This is a genomic window from Pontibacter beigongshangensis, assembly GCF_014332515.1.
Classification (GTDB): domain Bacteria; phylum Bacteroidota; class Bacteroidia; order Cytophagales; family Hymenobacteraceae; genus Pontibacter; species Pontibacter beigongshangensis.
The window spans coordinates 145,327-163,706 of the sequence record NZ_VFSD01000001.1; the positions used below are offsets into that span (position 1 = coordinate 145,327).

The following is an 18,380-nucleotide window of genomic DNA, read 5'->3' on the forward strand; positions in this document are numbered from 1 at the left end:
AAAGGTTTTAAAAGCAGAGTAGGAGCAAAGCACTGAATTCAGGTTTTATCCAGGATCAGGATTCGCTTTGAAAAAAAATCTGTCGAGGTATGAACTTGTGGCCAGAAAATATTCTTTCTGAAGAAAAGAAAAAAACAGACCGCCCGCAGGTGGGCTTTACCTGCTGAAAAGGAGAAATTTAAGTATCTTTGGAGTTCAGGTAAAGACACTCACAGCCACACCGGCAGCGCATACTATTACAGATGGACATCAGAGAGGCACGCGAAGCACTTAAACTTTATTTTGGCTACGACCAGTTCCGGCCCATGCAGGAACAGATTATTTCCAACGTACTCAGGCAGCAGGATGTGGTTGTGCTCATGCCCACCGGAGGCGGAAAGTCGATCTGCTACCAGGTGCCGGCCGTGGTGATGCCCGGTGTATGTGTGGTGGTGTCGCCGCTGATCGCCCTCATGAAAGACCAGGTGGAGGCGCTGCTGGTAAACGGCATTCCGGCGGCTTACCTCAACAGCTCCCAAAACGCCTCCGACCAGTACGAGATCGAAAACAAATGTCTGAACGGGCAGCTGAAGCTATTGTACGTGTCGCCGGAGAAGCTGCTCTCGGCTGGCTTTTTCTCTTTTCTGAAACGACTAAAGGTGTCTCTTTTCGCTGTGGACGAGGCGCACTGTATCTCGGCCTGGGGCCACGATTTCCGGCCGGAGTATACACAGCTGCGCGCCCTGAAGCAGCAGTTCCCGCAGGTGCCGGTTATTGCCCTTACAGCCACGGCCGACCGCCTGACCCAGAAAGATATTCAGGAGCAGCTGCACCTGCAGCAGCCCGAGGTGTTCATCGCCTCTTTCGACAGGCCCAATATAAACCTGAGCGTGCGGCCCGGCCGCGACCGCTACAAGCGTATTCTGGAGTTTCTGGACCGGCACCAGGGGCAGCCGGGCATTATCTACTGCCTGAGCCGCAACTCTACGGAGTCGCTGGCGGGTAAGCTGAAGAAGGAAGGGTACAATGCCACCTATTACCACGCCGGCATGAATGCCAACCAGCGGGCCAAGGCCCAGGAGGATTTTCTGCGCGACAATGTGCAGCTGGTATGTGCCACTATTGCCTTCGGCATGGGCATCGACAAATCGAATGTGCGCTGGGTTATTCATTATAACCTGCCCAAGAACATAGAAAGCTATTACCAGGAAATAGGTCGGGCAGGGCGAGATGGTTCTAAATCGGATGCCTTGCTGTTTTACAGTTACGCCGATGTGATGAACCTGCGCAGCATGCTCACCGAGGGAGAGTCGAAGCAGACGGAGCTGCAGCTGGTAAAGCTGGAGCGGATGCAGCAGTTTGCCGAGGCTTCCATATGTAGGCGGCGCATTCTGCTGCAGTATTTTGGCGAGAGCCAGAGCAAGAACTGCGGCAACTGCGACATCTGCCGCAACCCGCCTACCACCTTCGATGGCACTTTAATTGCCCAAAAAGCGCTCTCTGCCATTGCCCGGACCCAGGAAAGAGCCAATATGGGCTTGCTCATAGAGGTGCTGCGTGGCTCCCGGAGCAGCCAGGTGCTGCAGTCGGGTTTCGACAGGATAAAAACCTACGGAGCCGGTCGCGACGTGAATTCCATGGAGTGGCAGCGCTTCCTGCACCAGATGATCAATGCCGGCCTGATTGAGATGGCATACGACCAGAACTACAGCCTGAAGCTGACGGAGCAGAGCAAGCAGGTGCTCTTTGAGAACAAGAAGGTGGAGCTGGTGAAATTTGAGGATGTGAAGCAGGCAGAAGCTCCGTTGGTAAAAGCGCGTCCGAAAAAGGAACTGATAAAGGATGCCTTGTTTGAGCGGCTCAGAGCCCTCCGCAAACGACTTGCTGACGAATATAACGTGCCGCCTTATGTGGTCTTTACCGATACCACCCTCATGGAGATGGCGGCCGAGAAACCCACCAACCGACTCTCGATGCTGGCCATAGGTGGGGTGGGGGCCCAGAAATTCGAGCGCTACGGTGAGGATTTCATCAATGAGATCATCAAATTCATGACTGAGGAGCAGGATAAAGGCAATAAAATAAAAGGAGCCACCCACCAGGTTACGTTTGAGGCCTACCAGCAGGGGCTCTCGCCGGAGCAGATTGCCGAGCAGCGGCAACTGAACCCGGTGACGGTTTACTCGCACCTGGCCACGCTCTACGAGCAGGGCTATTCCATAAAAGTGAGCGACTTTCTTACCAAAGCGGAATACAGGGCCATTTCTGATGCCATGGAGACTTTAGGGCCGGATGCTAAATTGAAGGAATTGTATGAATACCTGAGCGAAGGCTACGAATATTTCAAGATCAGGCTCTCGCAGGCAGTTTACAAAAAGCAGCAAGCGGAGAAAAGCTCAAAGTAAAGCGCCAGATTATGCTAATAGAAATGGGCCTCCGTAGCCTTTTACTGCTGCTTGTCTGAACCATGATTTAAAGGATTTCCCCGATTAACCTGATTCTGAATTATTCAGATAAAAAAGGCCCTCCAGAGGCTTTTGGTTCTATTGAAGTTACCTCTTTCCCCATCGTACGGACACAAGTCGCTGCCTTTCCAATCGTGCACTGGCGTCCTTGTCCAATCCTGCACTGACAACCCAATTCTATGGTGCCCCAGCCATTAGAAAAGGTAGCCTTACGACACACGCTTCGTTTGAACCTAGCGAATTATTAAAATCTTAAGGAACTAATCAGCACCATAAATACATTAAAATAAAAATACTAAGTTTATTAGTTTTTTGTATAATAAATTAGTATGTTTACAAGGATAAGCCCTGGGAGGGGATATTGCCTTATTTTTAACTAATGTATTTGGCAATTTGTGGATATGGTAACTTCAAACTTAAGGCATCTGAGAAAGAGTGCCGGATATACGCAGGCGCAACTGGCCGAGAAGCTGGATATTAAACGCTCTCTGATAGGAGCCTATGAGGAGGGCAGGGCCGAGCCTAAATTGAGCACCCTGATTAATATTGCAGCACACTTTAATATTTCGCTCGATGACCTGATCACGCTGGACCTGAGCACCGGTGCCGGCCGCGACAAAGCCCAGGCAGCAAAGGCTGCAGGTGGCAAACTGCGTGTGCTGGCCATCACGGTAGACCAGGACCAGAAGGAGAACATTGAACTGGTGCCTTACAAAGCCAGTGCAGGCTATCTAAATGGCTACGCCGACCCGGAATTTATAGAGGAACTGCCCCGCTTTCAGCTCCCGATGCTGGGCAGCAACGGAACCTTCAGGGCTTTCGAAATAAGTGGAGACTCCATGCTGCCGATTTCTTCGGGTACCGTCATCGTTGGTCGTTTTATCGATGAGTGGCAAACTATCAAAGACGGCACTCCCTGTATAATTGTGAGTCAGAAGGAAGGCGTGGTGTTCAAACGTATTTACAACAAGCTTCAGGATGCTTCCACGCTCCGGCTCCATTCCGATAACCCACTGTACTCACCATACGAACTGCACGTAGAGGATATTCTGGAGATATGGGAAGCCAGATCCTATATCAGCTCCACTTTCCCGATCGCGGACCTGTCGCTCGACAAGCTCTCGTCTATTGTGCTCGACCTGCAGAAAGAGGTGATGAAGTTGAAGAAACTGGACTAATAACCATTTAGAATACCTGAACAAAAGATCCTGCTCCGGGAAAGGGCAGGATTTTTTGTTCAGGAGCCTGCCGAGGAAGAACTTTAACCATGCGCTTTAGAGGAAAAGGTAACCGGAGTTGGCTTTTTTTAACCAGTTTGCCCTATATCCGTAAAGGTTAAGCAATATATATATACATAATATTTACTTGCTTTTCCACACACATACACGATAAAGCGCAATGATAAAATTATTCACAGCTTCCGAACGTCACGAAGCCAAAGTAGGAGACTGGCTCATATCCAACTACCTTTTTTCGTTTGCGGATTACTACAACCCTTCCAACGTGCAGTTTGGACCATTGCGTGCCTTCAACCATGACTTTGTGGCGCCAAAGGGTGTTTTCCCTGCCCATCCGCTTGCCGATATGGAAGTAGTGACATTAGTGCTAAGTGGCGAACTGACGTATAAAGACAATATCGGCAATGAGATAAAACTGCAGGCAGGTGCCATTCAGCGCATTACGGCTGGTACGGGGATTACGTATACCCTGAGCAATGAGTCAGAAGAAGATGAGTTACACCTGGTCCAAATGTGGTTTCTGCCTAACAAAACGGGGCTGGCGCCAGCCTATGAGCAGATGGATGTAGAATTTCTGACCACCAGCAATAAGCTTTATCCACTCGCTACGGGCCAAAAGGTGCTGGAAGATGTGGTATTCCTTAATTCTAATTCTACGGTGTATTTTGGATCTGTATCGCAGGGGGAGGAGCAGGATTTCAGGACATTCAGGATCAGAAAAACATTCCTGTACATGCTCAGCGGAACAGCCGTGATTAATGGTGTAGAGGCCGATGCCTTCGACCACATCAGGCTGGAGGACCAGGAACTGGTACAGATCCACGCCTCTGCCGATGCCACTTATATTTTGGTTGATGTTCCGGCTCTGGAAGTAAATTACTAAACTGTTAAAGTCGGGGCAACATGCTGCAGAGGCATGTTGCCAACCCTTCGCCTTACAAGCCTTTTTGAAACTCCTCCTGGCAAACGCTGGCAAAATAAGGAGGGGAAGTTTAACTGGCTATGAATACCATCTGGTAAAAGGGGGCATATTGTTTCGCTGATTAGATCAAAAACCTACAGGCGCTACCAAGCAGATGAGGTTGCCAGGTGCATCGATTCAGAAAAAATGCCAGTAGCCACTGCTTTAGGCTCTTGCCCAAAAGATCCGTCCTGGATGACAAAAGGGTGGTTATAAGGTGAGAGTATGGAAGAAACTAAATGGGATTTGATATAAAATTGTAAATTTAGCTACATAATCTGGGCCACACCCACGCCTGCCAGAAAGGCTATTTTCTTTTAGAGGGCCTTTTTCATTGGAATAATCCATCTTCTCCAGAAACTATGCAGCTCAGGCATATACCTGGCGTTTATCTACGATGCGGTTGAGCTTGCCGCCTTCGCTGCGCGGAATTTCGCCCGTTACCTTTAAATGCACCCGCATGGTAAGGCCGGTATTCTCTTTCAGCCTTTTGCAAAAGCTGGCGCTCAACTCTTCCAGTACCGGATACCGGCACATCTCCACGATCGTGATCTGCTGCAGGCAAAGGTCGCGCAGCAGCAACTCATTTACCTCCACGTGCACCTCCACTTCGTCCAGGCTTTCTTCGCGCGACACCACCAGCTGGTAATGAGAGGTCAGCTGCTCAAATTTCTGCAGCACTTCCTCCACCTGCGTATGAAACAGGTTTACGCCCCTGATGATCAGCATGCCATCGGACCGACCGCGGATGGGGCCCATTTTTATATGCGTGCGTCTGCCGGAGCGGTCGTAATAGATGTTGGTGATGTCGTTGGTGCGGTACCGGAGGAGCGGCATGCCACTTTTGGTGAGGGTGGTTAAAACAAGCACCCCCAGTTCTCCCTCCGGCAGTAACTCGCCTGTGTCCCTGTTCACAATTTCCGGGTAAAAATGATCTTCCCATACATAGCTGCCTGATCCTGGCTCCTCCACATCCTCCTGCGACACGCCCGGCCCGATTATTTCGCTGAGGCCATAGATATTGGATGCCTGCAGACCGAGCCCCTCCTGCACATGCTGCCGTATCGTCTCGGTCCAGGGTTCGGCTCCGAGCAGAGCGAATTTCAAATTAAGTTCTTGGGGCCCGATGCCCCGCCTTTTAATTTCTTCTGCCAGCGTTTGGGCATAGGAAGGAGTACAGCACAGCACCTCCGGCCTAAAATCCTGCAGCAGCATGAGTTGGCGCTCTGTCATGCCTCCCGAAACAGGCACAACGGTCATGCCGAGCTTTTCGGCACCAAAGTGCAGGCCAAGACCTCCTGTAAACAGACCATAGCCATAGGCGTTTTGCAACATCATGCCCGGTTTACAGCCAGCTGCCGCTAGCGATCGGGCCACTACCTCCGAAAAAATCCCGATGTCGCCGGCAGTGTAAGCTACCGTAGTGGGTTTGCCGGTGGTGCCGCTGGAGCAATGCACACGCGTAATTTCCTGGCGGGGCACAGCCAACAGCCCGAAGGGATAATTATTGCGCAGGTCCTGCTTGTGGGTAAAAGGCAGCAAAGGCAGATCATCTACTCCCTTTATCTGGGAGGGCTGAATCCCATGCCTGTCGAACTGCTGCCGGTAGAACGGAACACGCTCATAAACATAATGCATCAGGTTGCGGAGCCGCTCGTTCTGTAACTTTCGCAATTGGGGTAAAGGCAGTGTTTCGATGGCAGGATTAAAAATCATAAGGCAGGCAGCCAGGAGCTTTTCACTTGTTTCTGTATCTCATTCCGTTACTTAATTTGCAATAGATCAGTGAATAAAGCAAGTATTTTGGCTGTTGATTTGCGATAAAAATACCTGGGAAACAGCTCCGGAAATGAACGTTTGTTTTTGTTTGCCCTGTGTTATTGATCTGGAAAGGCGTCTGTTTTGCCGCTTAATTGATTAAAGGGAATTTCCATTTTTCAAAATTTCTTGACCAGTTTTTCAAGTTTTAAGCCTTGACAAAGGAATATAATATTTTCCAAAGTGGCAGGAAATTCCCTGGTTAATATATGCAAAATGTATGTGCTTGTCTGGCCACGCCCATCTTATGGGCCGGTCATATAAAAGCAGCCGTGTGCCGTGGTTTGGCACCGGGCAGGCAATCTTATCCTGCTTGTAAAAGAGGTGAAGAGGTGCTTAACAAAGCCGCTTCTCCTTTTTCGTTCTTCCGGCAGGCATCAGGTATAATGCCATCTTATACTCATGTTATTACCTTTGGCTTTGGCTAATTAGAGGAACCCTACCGCAACTACAGGGCAGATGAGGTTGCCAGGAGTATCGATTCAGATAAAATGCCAGAAGCTCTTGCCTGAGGCTCCCGCCCACAAGATTCCTAACAGGAGGAGAAAAAGGGAGAGGGAGAGTGAACGTATGGAAGCAGCTAAATGCTGCAATTTGGGATAAACCTTTAGCGCCCTCGTTTTGGTGTTCCTTTTGGTGCTGATCCTCTGGTGCTGCTTTTAGGGCCGCTCTGCTTTCTGTCTGCGCCACGTGCTGCCGGCTTGGCGGCGCCTCTGGTACGGGGGTTGCTCTCTGTCCGCCCAGTGCCTCGTTTGGCGGCAGTTCCTGCTCTGGAGGCTTTCGTTTTACCACCTGTAGGGGCTGTTTCGCGGGTGTGGGAAGAAGTGCTTCTGGCGGGTCGCTCTTCGCGATAACTACTTTCGGAACCTCGCCCTCTGCCGGTTTTGGCTGGTTTGCTGTATTTCTGGGAAAGAATACTGGTAATCTGCGCGATTTCAGCTTCTGTCATGGCACGCCAAAATCCCAAGGGCAATTTCGCCAGCTTTATCGACTCAATCCTTACCCGTTGCAGGTGCTGCACCTTATACCCCAGGCTCTCGCACATTCTTTTTACGTGGTGGTTCGTGCCAGGCTCCAGCACGATCCTGAAACGGGTGGTAGCCTCTTTCGTCACAGAAGATTTTTTCTGTTCTTCTCCCGGCTCTGTCGTCTCTCCGCCAGCGGTCAGCTTTGTCAGAAACTCGGAGGTGATGGGCTTGTCGACATGCACAAGGTATTCTTTCTGGTATCTGTTGTCGGCACGGGTAATTTTACGCACCAACTCGCTGTCGTTGCTCAGGAAGATAAGTCCTTCTTCGTCGCGGTCGAGGTGGCCGATGGGCAGGATAGAGGCAGGGTAGTTAAGGGAGCGGATAATGTTGTTCTTCACCGAGATATCCGTTGTAACGGCAATGCCGGCCGGCTTATTAAAAGCCAGGAAAACAGGCTCCTCCTCCCGCACTTGCAGCAACTGGTCATCTACCCGAACCTTGTCTTTGGCCGTGACCATGGTGCCGGGTTTCGGCTGTTTGCCATTCACGGTTACGCGCCCCTGTTCGAGTAGATTGTCGGCTTCTCTTCTGGAGCACATGCCGCTATCGCTGATAAATTTGTTTAGTCTTTTTGGTTCCATGCTATTCTTTTGTGGCGATGTAGTTCAATTGCCGTACGCCACGCTGTTATTTTACGCTTATTCCCAGCGGATAGCAAAATTACCTTAAATGAATTGCTTTACCTATAAACCGCATCTTAACTTTCCGGGACCAGAACCAGAAGCAATTCGCGTAATAGCACCCATCACATGCAATCTTTCTTATGAAAATGGAAAATTGAACTATACATCCCCATGGTTGTGCCGCAGGTGCTGGTATCAAAAAAATGCAGGCAGCCTTTCTCTTAAAGCTGCCCGTCAATCATTTATAAGTCAGGAGTTTTACCTGCCAACCTTGAACCTGGTCCAGTAAGTGGTGTCAGATGTTTTAACCTCGATGAGGTAGGTGTCAGGACGGAGGGTGCCAACATTATAGCGCCATGCCTTCTTATTTTCAGAGGTATCTACCGGCTTCTGAAAAACCTGCTGGCCTGCAGTATTCGTTATCAAGAGCAGGGCGTCTTCTTTCAGGTCCTGTGCAAAATCCAGCACGAAAGTTCCTTTCTGGGCTGGTTGGAGGTTAATGCCGGAAAGAGTCTCTATATGGATGGTGGGGTCTTCTTTTATCAGGATGTGCTCCTGATGCAGCCTTGGCAGCTGTGTAGTTGCCTCCTGTGCCGACACCTGCAACGTCAGCAGGGCCAGCGGAAGGCATCCGGTTAACATATACTTTATTCTCTTCTTCATATTTGCTCATCTCAGTATACCCTGGTTATGCATAATTCAGGCCAGAGTTTAAGGGCAGGGGACTTATTCCAGTTTTTTCCCGCCTGCTCTGATCCTGTTTTCTTCGTTGTCGCGACACCAGTCCATATTTTTTTCATCCAGCCTCACGCCTCCTATGTAGGTGTTCCGGCCCTGCAGCATCGAGAGGTGCAGCTGTTTCCGGAGCACTTTTCTTCCGGCTTCGGTAATAGACACATCTTCTCCGATGATGTGAAGGAGAGCCGGACTCAATTCCTGCAGGATCAGGTTGATCTGGCTGTCTCCGTAGCCGTATCCGGGTGCTGTTTGCCAGATCAACTGCCTGAGCGACTGCTTATCGGAGCCGCCATGGTCCAGGTGCTGCAGCAGAAGCGTCTCTACGTGGTTCATCCCGGTGGCACAGTCAGGGAACCGAAGAAAGTGCAAGGCAAGTGCCTCCTGCAGGTATTGGAAAGGGGACATCTCTCCCTGCACGATCTCCTGCAGGAGCAGCGGCGATTCATCGGCATATGCCTGCCAGAGCTGATGGGCCAGGGCCAGGTCGTCGGGTTTGAGTGTGATGCGGTTGGAATAGGTTCGCTGAATCTCAGCCACCGACAACAAGCTTACAGGCGTATGCGCAGGAGTGGCCATCTGCAGGGTCTGATGATGCTGGGGCTTTATATAATTAAGCAGAAAGAGCAGGTTAATCTGGCACATCAGGTCAGTATCGAACCAAAGCAGCACTTCCTTGTACCCGTAGAGCTGCCGTAACTGCAGGAGTACGTCCAGTACTTTTGCTTTGTAAACCTCTGCAGTTTCGGCGTAGTGCTGCTGTATATATTCCTGCCGCAACTCCCAGCAGGCGTCATCTTTACACTGAGCCACAAGGGGGCCTTCTGACATAATTTCGCGCCAGACGATGACGTCGCCAGGGAGAGCCGCCGCCTCAAAAGCAGCGACAGAGGCATCGCCGTTTAATATGTGCAGGGTTTTTACCATGTTTCTCCTCTCCGGCAAATTTTACTTCGTTCGGAAGCAGAAGTGTTGATCGTGTGCATGCGCGTGGTTAAATTTCAGATTATCCGTAGCATTAATTTAAGTCTGACTGGAAGATGATAAGAACGGTCGGCAGTCCGGATTATTCTAATGAAAATGCCCCTCCGGAGGTTTTGCTGCTGCAGAGATATAATAGGAATCAGGAAGTGGGCTTTGCCAGGCACAGCAGGGTGCCTGGTGGGGAGCTTCTATTTTACTGTATACGCCACCACCCTGTTATCCAGGAATGTAGGCACCAGCAGTAGCTGTAGCTGCTGCGAATAGGCTATATCTGCAGTGTTGACCTTCTCAGCTTTGGTATCGAGGACGAGCCACTTTTTGCCTCGCTGGTTTACATAATAGATTTCGCCATGCCAGTTAGAGATGAAAAAGCCTCCGGCTCCATCAACTGCTATGCCGTCTGCACTGGCTATGCCTTCGGTCCAGTCGGTAAATCTTTTGCGGCGGGTATCCAGTAGCCGTACATGGCCGCTGCTTGCAAAGGCTACGATCAGTCGGTTTTGATCATATAGCAGGCCGTTGGGCATTTCATTTTTGGTTTTATCCATCCAGGTGCTGATGCGGCCGTTACGCAGCAGGTATATTTTGCCTTCCTGCGAGTCAGAAATGTACACATTGCCTTCACTGTCGACTGTTACGTCGTTCAGGTTGGTAGCTTTGTCGGCTTTGAAACGATCCAGTATAGCGCCTGACTGGGTAGAGATTGCCACTACTTCGTCTATGTCGGCTACGTACAGGATGTTGTTGAAAAGCGCCATGCCTTTGGGGTTGTTGAGCCCTGCCACCCAATAGAGTTGTTCTACCTCTCCATGGGGGCTGAGGATAGAAATAAAGCCGTCGCCATCTTTCCGGTCAGTTGTTCTTTTGTTTATGTTCGATACATAAATAACGTTTCGCTGCGGGTCGTGCAGCACCGATTCCGGCGTGCGGAGGGTATTGTCGCTGGCCCAGGCCTCTTTAAGGGTTACAGGCGCTCCTCCTCCAAACAAGCCGGAGCGGCAGGAGGTGAAGAAAGGAGCGGTTAGGAGCAGAAGCAGGTACGGAAGGAGAGCACGCATGGGTTCTTGATTTGGTGTGTATACACCCTTACGGCAATTTATAGCAACCTGTTTGCCAGCAGCACCTCTTATCAGCATCAAAAGAAATGGTTCCGGCTACTGGCTAACCCTACAAACCCCATAAAATGATAAACCTGTCTCGCTCAGGAAGTTTCCAGGCCTAATTTGCTCATGGTACGTAGACGGGATATTTTGCCGGTGGGAGTTTCGCTGAACGAAGGGCTGTACAGGATTTCTTTGGGCAACTCGAACTTTCGGAGAAAATTGGCCAGCTTGCCAAAAAGTACAAGCTCAGATTCGGCTCCCCATGGTTCACCTTCCACTATCAGGACAATCTTTTCGCCCAGGAGTTCATCAGGCTGCGAAGCTACAAAAAAGCGTGGCACCGGCTCCCGCTCTGCCAAAGCTTCGGCTATGGCCACTTCCAGTTTCTCGGTCTGCACCTTTACGCCACCCGTGTTAATGGTATTGTCTATGCGACCTATCCAGCGGAAGCGGGTGGGGGTGAGGATCTCGACAAGGTCGTTTGTTACCACCAGCTCGTTGTTGGTCACATCGGCCTTAATGGTCAGGCAGCCCCGTTTATCCTGCGCGATCTGCACCCCTTTCAGCACTTCGTAGTATTCAGCGGCCGCCGTTCCGTTTAGTTGGCGGAGCGCAATATGCGATACCGTTTCAGACATGCCGTAGGTATGGTAAACGGGAGGCTTTATACGCTGTATGTCGCGCTGCAAAGACAATCCTACTGGTGCACCTCCTACCAGTATCGCCTTCATTTGGTTCAGCCAGTCCAGCGACTCAGGCGATGCCTGCAAAACAGATTGAAGCTGCATGGGCACAAAAGAGGCAAAATCAAATTTCGTGAATTCTGGCAGGTGAGCGAGCGGGTTGCTGCTTGGGGTAATAATGGTGATGTCCATGTCGGCCACCAAACCGCGGACCAGCATCATCAGGCCGCCAATATACTCCGTGTTCAGGCATACCAGGGTAGTATCGCCGGGCTCCAGGTGGAGCAGTCGGATCGTTTTCTGGGCACTAAATTCGAGCTGCTGCCGGGTAAGCTTCACCTGCTTGGGAGCGCCTGTTGAGCCGGAAGTCTGGGTGGCAAATTCCTGCACCCCGTTCAGCCAGTCCGCACAGAACTCCAGGGTTTTTACCTCATACCCGTTCAGGGGGATATCCTGGCGGAATGAATACCCCATTAGCTCCTGATAGGTGAATTTATTCCCGTTTAGCTGAAGAGACGCTGGCATGGTTCGTACAATTATTAAATGTCAGTTTAACAACTAACAAGGTTGAAAATCAGCAGAACTTAAGCAAGTAATTCCGCTTAATTTTTTATATGTAAACAAGTTGTGTCCCTAATAAGTTTTGATGATGCCGGCCTGTTGTAAATAAGAGGCATGGTGTCAGACAAAATCAGGGTGGTGCTTCCTGCCCACCATATGATGGAAATTTCTACTACTTTAAGGGAGGCTACTTCTTTCCTGATCCTGCTAAAATGAAAGTGCCATTTGCCTTAGCTGCTACTCCTGCAGCATTCTATTTCAAGAGCAAGAGCATATTTTTAAAAAGGAAAAAAGAGTTACGGCATACTTACTGATGCTTGTGTGCCGTAACTCTGGAGCTAATGCTGATCAGGGGAATTTCGGGAATTTGGAGAAGTCGGGCTTGCGTTTTTCCAGGAAGGCGTTTTTACCTTCTTTGGCTTCTTCAGAGAGATAGTACAGGAGCGTGGCATCGCCAGCCAGTTGCTGTATCCCCGCCTGTCCGTCAAGCTCGGCGTTAAACGAGGCTTTGAGCATGCGCAGCGCCAGCGGGCTTTTCTGCAGGATCTTCTCGCACCAGGCAACTGTTGTTTCCTCGAGCTGCTCCAGCGGCACCACCTTGTTTACCAGCCCCATCTGCAGGGCATCCTGAGCATCGTACTGGTCGCAGAGGAACCAGATTTCGCGCGCTTTTTTCTGGCCCACCACACGCGCCAGGTAAGAAGCCCCGAAGCCGCCATCGAAAGAGCCTACATTGGGACCTGTTTGCCCGAAGCGGGCATTCTCAGCGGCAATGGTCATGTCGCACACCACGTGTAGCACATGGCCGCCCCCAATGGCCCAGCCGGCCACCATGGCGATTACCGGCTTCGGAATACGGCGGATCTGCATCTGCAGGTCGAGCACATTCAGGCGGGGCACTGTGTCTTCGCCCACGTAGCCGCCATGCCCGCGCACGCTCTGGTCGCCGCCACTGCAGAAAGCCTTGCCGCCTTCGCCCGTGAGTATGATCGCACCGACTTTCTCGTCCTGGCGGGCCAGTTCCATGGCTTCGCTCATTTCGGTTACCGTGCGGGGGGTAAAAGCATTGTGCACCTGCGGGCGGTTTATGCTGATTTTGGCAATGCCATTGTAGTATTGAAAAAGAATCTCCTTGTATTCTTTCAGCGTGGTCCAGTTAAATTTGCTTTCCATTAAACTATTCTGTTAAACATAGTACCTGCAGCCACTGCGATGGTCGCAAAAGGCTGCTTCAGGAGTAAAAGTACAAACAGATTACTATTGTTTAAAATTTAGTGTGTTTTTATGCCTGAAGACGAAAAAATGGAAAGCTCCTGAACGCGTAGCTGTCCTGCCTGCCGCCTGCCAGCAGCAAATTTGCTCAGAGGCCGAATTTAGTTATCCAGCGGATCATGTTTGGTTCGGATTCTGTAGTCGGCGGAAAGGCGGCCCGAACCGAAGATCAGAAAGAAAATAAGCAGCGCCAGCACGATGATAGATGACCACAGCTCGGTATTCTCTGAGTAAAAGCCCCGCTCAGGGTTAATGAAAAATACGGCTCCTATCAGAATTGGCAGCTGAAACAGGATGGCGGCCCTCGTAATCAACCCTATCGCGATCAGAATACCACCCACCAGGTGGACAAAGGCTACGTAGTGCGCCAGGCCGAGCGATACCCATGAAAACTGGCTGTTGTTCATGATTTGTTGTAGTGCGGCGGTGTCCTGAATAAACAGCCAGCCTTTCACAAAAATAAAGACGCCCAGTGCCATGCGTAAGAAATCTATCCAGATCGGATGGTGCGAATCGGCCCAGCGCTCCACACGGTTCATGTCATGTGTTAAATTCATGGCTTTGATATTTAGGATGAATAAATATTTCTTATTATTTAAACGATTTATTCAAAACTTCGGACATGTTCTGGCGTAGCTGTTTTGGCCCCTGGATTTTCAGAAATTTTAATTAATTTGAAGATTTGTAAATTTGGAGATGAGATGATTTGGGAATGAAGGAACAGCGCAGGCTTAAACAGCGGTCCGATATACGATCCCAATATTTTACTTTTGGCTTCTTGAATTTTGTGTCTTATGTCCTGCCTTCTTTTGTCCTGCCCATTGGGTTCATGCCGGGCTGCAGCCGTAAAGGCTCCGGAGGACTAAAATCATTAGAATAATTGTACGTTGAATAAGCCGCTGCTATTGAGTCAAGATATTAATGCCGGCAGCTTAAATGCCTGAGCGCAGCAACTCCTGCTTGTACCTGGCAAAGGAGGCATGGTTGGCTTTGCTGTCGGTGAAAATTTCCAGGATGCCTGCTCCTGCATCCGCATCAAAAAAGGCAGAAAGTGCCAGGTGCAGCTCCTCCAGGGAGTGACAGGCCGTGTAGCTGAGGCCAAAATCACGGGCCGTGTTTTCAGCATCAAGCGCCTGGTGCGTCTCAAAAAAGGGCTCCAGCTCCGGTTGCTGCCTGGGCCCGTCCAGCAGCCTGAAAATGCCGCCTGCGTGGTTGTTGAGGAGCACGATGCGCAGGTTCTGGGGCAGGTAATTATGCCAGAGGCCATTGCGGTCGTAGAAAAAAGCCAGGTCGCCGGTAAGCAAGGTGGTGATGTGAGGGCTGGTAAGGGCACAGCCTACCGCTGTACTGGTGCTGCCGTCTATACCGCTCGTGCCCCGGTTGGCGAACACGCTTACCTGCTGCTTTTGCCGCAGGCCCAATATGTTTACATAGCGCACCGCCATGCTATTGGCCAGGTGCAGGTTAGTGTGTGGAGGCAACTGGTTCAGCACATGCGCCAGCACCGCAAGCTCGCTGTATTCGGCTTCAGCGGTGTAGGTTTTCAGGAAGTCAGCTGCTCTGGCCTCTCTAGCCACCCAGGCAGTCTGGTAGGCACTTTCTATAGCGCCAGCACCAGTTGCCGCTGCTATTCCGGCAAAGAATGCGGCAGGGGCGGCGCGCAGGATGCGGGTCAGGGACTGAAAAGTGTCTGCTACGGCACCGGCTGGCTGAATGTGCCAGTGTGCCTCTGGCTTGTACTGGCGCAGGTACAGCTTCAGACTTTTAGATATAATGGATTTGCCAAAGGTGATCAGCAGGTCCGGCTGCAGCGACTGCATCTTTTCTTCTTCCGGGCAAGCCAGAATGGCATCCTGGTGGCGTATAAGGCCATCCATCTGGTGCACGTTAGAGATTACATCGCCTGCCACCACAGCGCCTGTTGCCTTCCTGAAGCCGCTGAGTTGCTCCTGCAGTTGCTGGTTGTAGGGGTCCTGGCCGGCTACCACTAAAATGCGATCAAACAGTTTTAACTCCTGCAGCAACTGCTCAGCCTGGTTTCCGGTAAGCGAAAAAGCGTTCTGCTGCTCCTCAATCACCTTGGCTTTCGGATCAAATACTACTTTCTCGCCCGGAGCCGGGTAAAAGGGCTCCCGCAATGGCACGTTTATATGCACCGGCCCGGCAGGAAATGCAGCCGCCTCATTCAGCGCCTCCGATATCATCCGCTCCGTGTGCCACACCGCGTCAGGGTGCGACAGGTCAGCCGGAAAATTATAACTGGTTTTTATATGCTGCCCGAAGAGGTGCTGCTGCCGTATGGTTTGCCCGTCCAGCTGGTCGATCCACTCGGGCGGGCGGTCTGCGGTGAGAACCAGCAGAGGCACCTGCAGAAAAAAGGCTTCGGCCACGGCCGGGGCGTAATTTAGCGCCGCCGTGCCGGAGGTGCAGACAAGCACGGTGGCTTTGCCAGTAGTCTGGGCCATGCCCAGCGCTATAAAGGCTGCCGCACGCTCATCGCTCACCGTCCGCACCGTTAGCTCCGGGTGCCGCGCAAACGCAATGGTGAGCGGCGCACACCGCGACCCCGGCGAAAGCACCACCTGCTGCACACCCTTCCTGGCACAAATCCCGGCAATATTGACAACTGGCTGAAGGATCATCTTTCTTTAATTTTGAATGAGTGATTGAGTGAATGTTGTTTTTGGTCTGAATCAGAATTTACAGAATGTAAGAATATACTTAATAAGAAATAACCACACCTGTTCTTATCATCGCTAACCGTTCCTTATAATTGTATTAGATTTTTGTATACACAGACTCTATGATGCAGCGGCAGGAGTCGTTCCATTGGATAGATGATTTGATTTAAATTAACCCAAGTTGTGCGGTAGAGAGCCTAAGGCAATGGCCACTGGCCTGGGGTTAAGTTAGCATAGCCACTTGTTAAGACTTGATGGCAAAAGCAGCTTGTTTCATGGCCCGTGTCTTTGTTCTTTTTGTCTTGATACAAAAAGAACAAAAAAAATCAAGACGATTTTGTTTGTCGAGGGCCCCTACCCCCACTCAATGAACGCTCAAACAAAAAATCGTCATTCGGTGCACCTGGCAACTGTATCTGACTCGTAGTTACCCGCCGCACCACATTATTTAGGGCTGCTACCGCACAACTTGGGTTTAAATAATTACTCTAAAATCATTCACTCAACCACTCAATCATCCTTTCAAAATTTAATTATCGCTCATTTAAAATTCCCAGCACCCTGCGCATGGCCTGGAACTTGTACTGTGTTTCGAGCCATTCTTTTTCCGAAGATGATTCTCCCGTAATGCCAGCGCCTGCATACAGTACTGCTTCGGTTGGCAGGAGTTGCATGCAGCGCAGGTTCACGTAGAGCTGGGTGCCTTCTGCGCTGCCTACAGGGCCCAGGTAGCCGCTGTAGTAACTTCGGTCGTACCCCTCGTGCTGCAGGATAAACTGAATGGCGGGCTCCTTAGGCATGCCGCACACAGCCGACGTGGGGTGCAGGAGGTGCAGCATGTCGGTGCCGAGGTTCGGGAAATCCGGCTCCTGCTTCATGTCCACTTTAAAATCGGTGCGCAGGTGCATCAGGTTGCCGGCAACAATTGTTTTAGGACCGATCTCGGTGTAGTCGCGCAGCCTGATCTTTTTAAAGCAGTTGATGACGTACCGCTCCACCAGTGCCTGCTCCTCAATTTCTTTCTGGCGCCAAATGGCATCGGCTGTGGAGGTGTCATTGGTGATGGGCTGTGTCCCAGCCAGGGCTACTGTTCTGAAAACCTGGTTCTGGTCTATGCTCACCAGTATCTCGGGCGAGGCCCCCATCCAGGTGCCAAGCCCTGGCACAGCCACCAGCGACACAAGCGCGCGGGGGTGCAGCTCCAGCATCGCCTCAAAAGCAGCCACCGGAGCAAAGCCCTCAGGTACCGCCCGCTTTAAGACCCGCGACAGCACCACCTTCTCCATTTCTTCAGCCTGAATAGCTGTTACGGCATTCTTTACGGCTGTTTTGTAAGCCTCTTCCGTTTGCACTGTGCCCTGGCCGTTTTCTGCGGGGGAGTACCAGGCAATGCCGGCAGAGTTATCCTGCTTCTCCAGCTCCTCCAAAAAGGCCTGCACGTGTGCGGCGGGAGCATCTTCGGCAGCTTTTAGTTCAGAAATTACGGAGCTATAATAAAGGTCTGCCTTGATAAAAAGATTGCTATGCCGCTCACTTGCCTGAAAGGGGCAGAATAGAAACCCGAACGCACTCGTCTCCAGTACAGGCTGCCCCATGCGGTGCTCCTGCTGCAGCGATACCGCCACCTGCCAGACAGGATCATGGGGCAGACGCCAGGCAGCAAAGGCAAGCCCCCGCTTCAGCGCGGCAGCATAAATCCTGTTCAGAGAATGAGCTGCTCTGGGCGCAGCTGCACTTTCGGGGGCAGTTGTGGCCTTTGGCATACGGTTACTTTTTATCGATTACGGCTACTGTCATACGGCTGATGCATACCAGGTCGCCAGCTTCGTTGGTTATTTTTATTTCCCATACCTGCGTGCTGCGCCCGGCATGCAGGGCCGTGGCTCTGCCAAAGACCCAGCCTTCGCGCACCCCACGCAAATGGTTGGCGTTTATCTCCAGGCCCACACAGGCTTTTTTGCTCAAATCTACCTGCAGGGCGGCCCCAATGCTTCCCAGCGACTCGGCCAGGGCCACAGAGGCGCCGCCGTGCAGCAGGCCCATGGGCTGGTGCGTACGGTGGTCTACGGGCATTTTGCCGCAAATGTACCCCTCCCCGCATTCTGTAATCTCAATACCTAAATGATCTATCATGGTATTTTGGCACCATTCCTTCATTTTCTCAAGCACACCAGCATTTTTTTGCATAGAAATAGATAACGTTTCCTAATTTAGGGGCCTATTACAGTAGAAAGGCAAAAGTAGAA

14 protein-coding genes are annotated in these 18,380 nt (G+C 51.1%); 3 read left to right on the plus strand and 11 right to left on the minus strand.

Features of this window, described 5'->3' with window-relative positions; genetic code table 11:
- The first annotated feature begins 242 nt into the window (after positions 1 to 242).
- From recQ to FJM74_RS00550, 3 genes are all read left to right on the plus strand, one after another.
- Positions 243 to 2,384 carry a DNA helicase RecQ gene (recQ, locus tag FJM74_RS00540; RefSeq protein WP_187260608.1) on the plus strand — a complete coding sequence of 714 codons (2,142 nt, stop codon included), beginning with the start codon at positions 243 to 245 and terminating at the stop codon, positions 2,382 to 2,384.
- A gap of 461 nt (positions 2,385 to 2,845) precedes the next feature.
- A complete protein-coding gene (locus FJM74_RS00545; RefSeq protein WP_194349920.1) occupies positions 2,846 to 3,622 on the plus strand; it encodes a LexA family transcriptional regulator in 777 nt (258 codons plus the stop codon).
- 220 nt (positions 3,623 to 3,842) lie between these two features.
- The gene (locus FJM74_RS00550) at positions 3,843 to 4,565 is read left to right on the plus strand and encodes a pirin family protein (RefSeq protein ID WP_187260610.1); all 723 of its coding nucleotides are present in this window, start codon (positions 3,843 to 3,845) and stop codon (positions 4,563 to 4,565) included.
- Between the two features lie 447 nt (positions 4,566 to 5,012).
- On the opposite strand, the gene FJM74_RS00555 is transcribed toward FJM74_RS00550, so the two are convergent.
- The 11 genes from FJM74_RS00555 to FJM74_RS00605 form a co-directional block, all read right to left on the minus strand.
- Positions 5,013 to 6,317: a phenylacetate--CoA ligase family protein gene (locus FJM74_RS00555; RefSeq protein ID WP_206683984.1), complete on the minus strand. Its 1,305-nt coding sequence runs from the start codon at positions 6,315 to 6,317 to the stop codon at positions 5,013 to 5,015.
- Positions 6,318 to 7,068: 751 nt separating this feature from the next.
- Positions 7,069 to 8,073 carry a pseudouridine synthase gene (locus tag FJM74_RS00560; protein WP_187260612.1) on the minus strand — a complete coding sequence of 335 codons (1,005 nt, stop codon included), beginning with the start codon at positions 8,071 to 8,073 and terminating at the stop codon, positions 7,069 to 7,071.
- A 300-nt stretch (positions 8,074 to 8,373) separates the two neighbouring features.
- On the minus strand, positions 8,374 to 8,778 hold the full coding sequence (locus FJM74_RS00565) for a T9SS type A sorting domain-containing protein (protein WP_187260613.1): 405 nt from the start codon (positions 8,776 to 8,778) through the stop codon (positions 8,374 to 8,376).
- A gap of 63 nt (positions 8,779 to 8,841) precedes the next feature.
- Positions 8,842 to 9,777 carry a DUF1835 domain-containing protein gene (locus FJM74_RS00570; protein ID WP_187260614.1) on the minus strand — a complete coding sequence of 312 codons (936 nt, stop codon included), beginning with the start codon at positions 9,775 to 9,777 and terminating at the stop codon, positions 8,842 to 8,844.
- A gap of 245 nt (positions 9,778 to 10,022) precedes the next feature.
- On the minus strand, positions 10,023 to 10,892 hold the full coding sequence (locus FJM74_RS00575) for an SMP-30/gluconolactonase/LRE family protein (protein WP_187260615.1): 870 nt from the start codon (positions 10,890 to 10,892) through the stop codon (positions 10,023 to 10,025).
- A 143-nt stretch (positions 10,893 to 11,035) separates the two neighbouring features.
- Positions 11,036 to 12,145 carry an AMP-binding protein gene (locus FJM74_RS00580; RefSeq protein ID WP_187260616.1) on the minus strand — a complete coding sequence of 370 codons (1,110 nt, stop codon included), beginning with the start codon at positions 12,143 to 12,145 and terminating at the stop codon, positions 11,036 to 11,038.
- Positions 12,146 to 12,529: 384 nt separating this feature from the next.
- Positions 12,530 to 13,354 (minus strand): 1,4-dihydroxy-2-naphthoyl-CoA synthase, encoded by an 825-nt coding sequence (gene menB / locus FJM74_RS00585; protein ID WP_187260617.1) that lies wholly within the window; start codon positions 13,352 to 13,354, stop codon positions 12,530 to 12,532.
- Positions 13,355 to 13,554: 200 nt separating this feature from the next.
- Positions 13,555 to 14,010 (minus strand): DoxX family protein, encoded by a 456-nt coding sequence (locus FJM74_RS00590; protein ID WP_187260618.1) that lies wholly within the window; start codon positions 14,008 to 14,010, stop codon positions 13,555 to 13,557.
- A 375-nt stretch (positions 14,011 to 14,385) separates the two neighbouring features.
- A complete protein-coding gene (gene menD, locus FJM74_RS00595; protein WP_187260619.1) occupies positions 14,386 to 16,095 on the minus strand; it encodes a 2-succinyl-5-enolpyruvyl-6-hydroxy-3-cyclohexene-1-carboxylic-acid synthase in 1,710 nt (569 codons plus the stop codon).
- A 572-nt stretch (positions 16,096 to 16,667) separates the two neighbouring features.
- On the minus strand, positions 16,668 to 17,897 hold the full coding sequence (locus tag FJM74_RS00600) for a chorismate-binding protein (protein ID WP_187260620.1): 1,230 nt from the start codon (positions 17,895 to 17,897) through the stop codon (positions 16,668 to 16,670).
- Between the two features lie 4 nt (positions 17,898 to 17,901).
- Entirely contained in the window at positions 17,902 to 18,267 is a 366-nt protein-coding gene (locus FJM74_RS00605; protein ID WP_317175520.1) for a hotdog fold thioesterase, read from the minus strand.
- Positions 18,268 to 18,380: the final 113 nt, after the last annotated feature.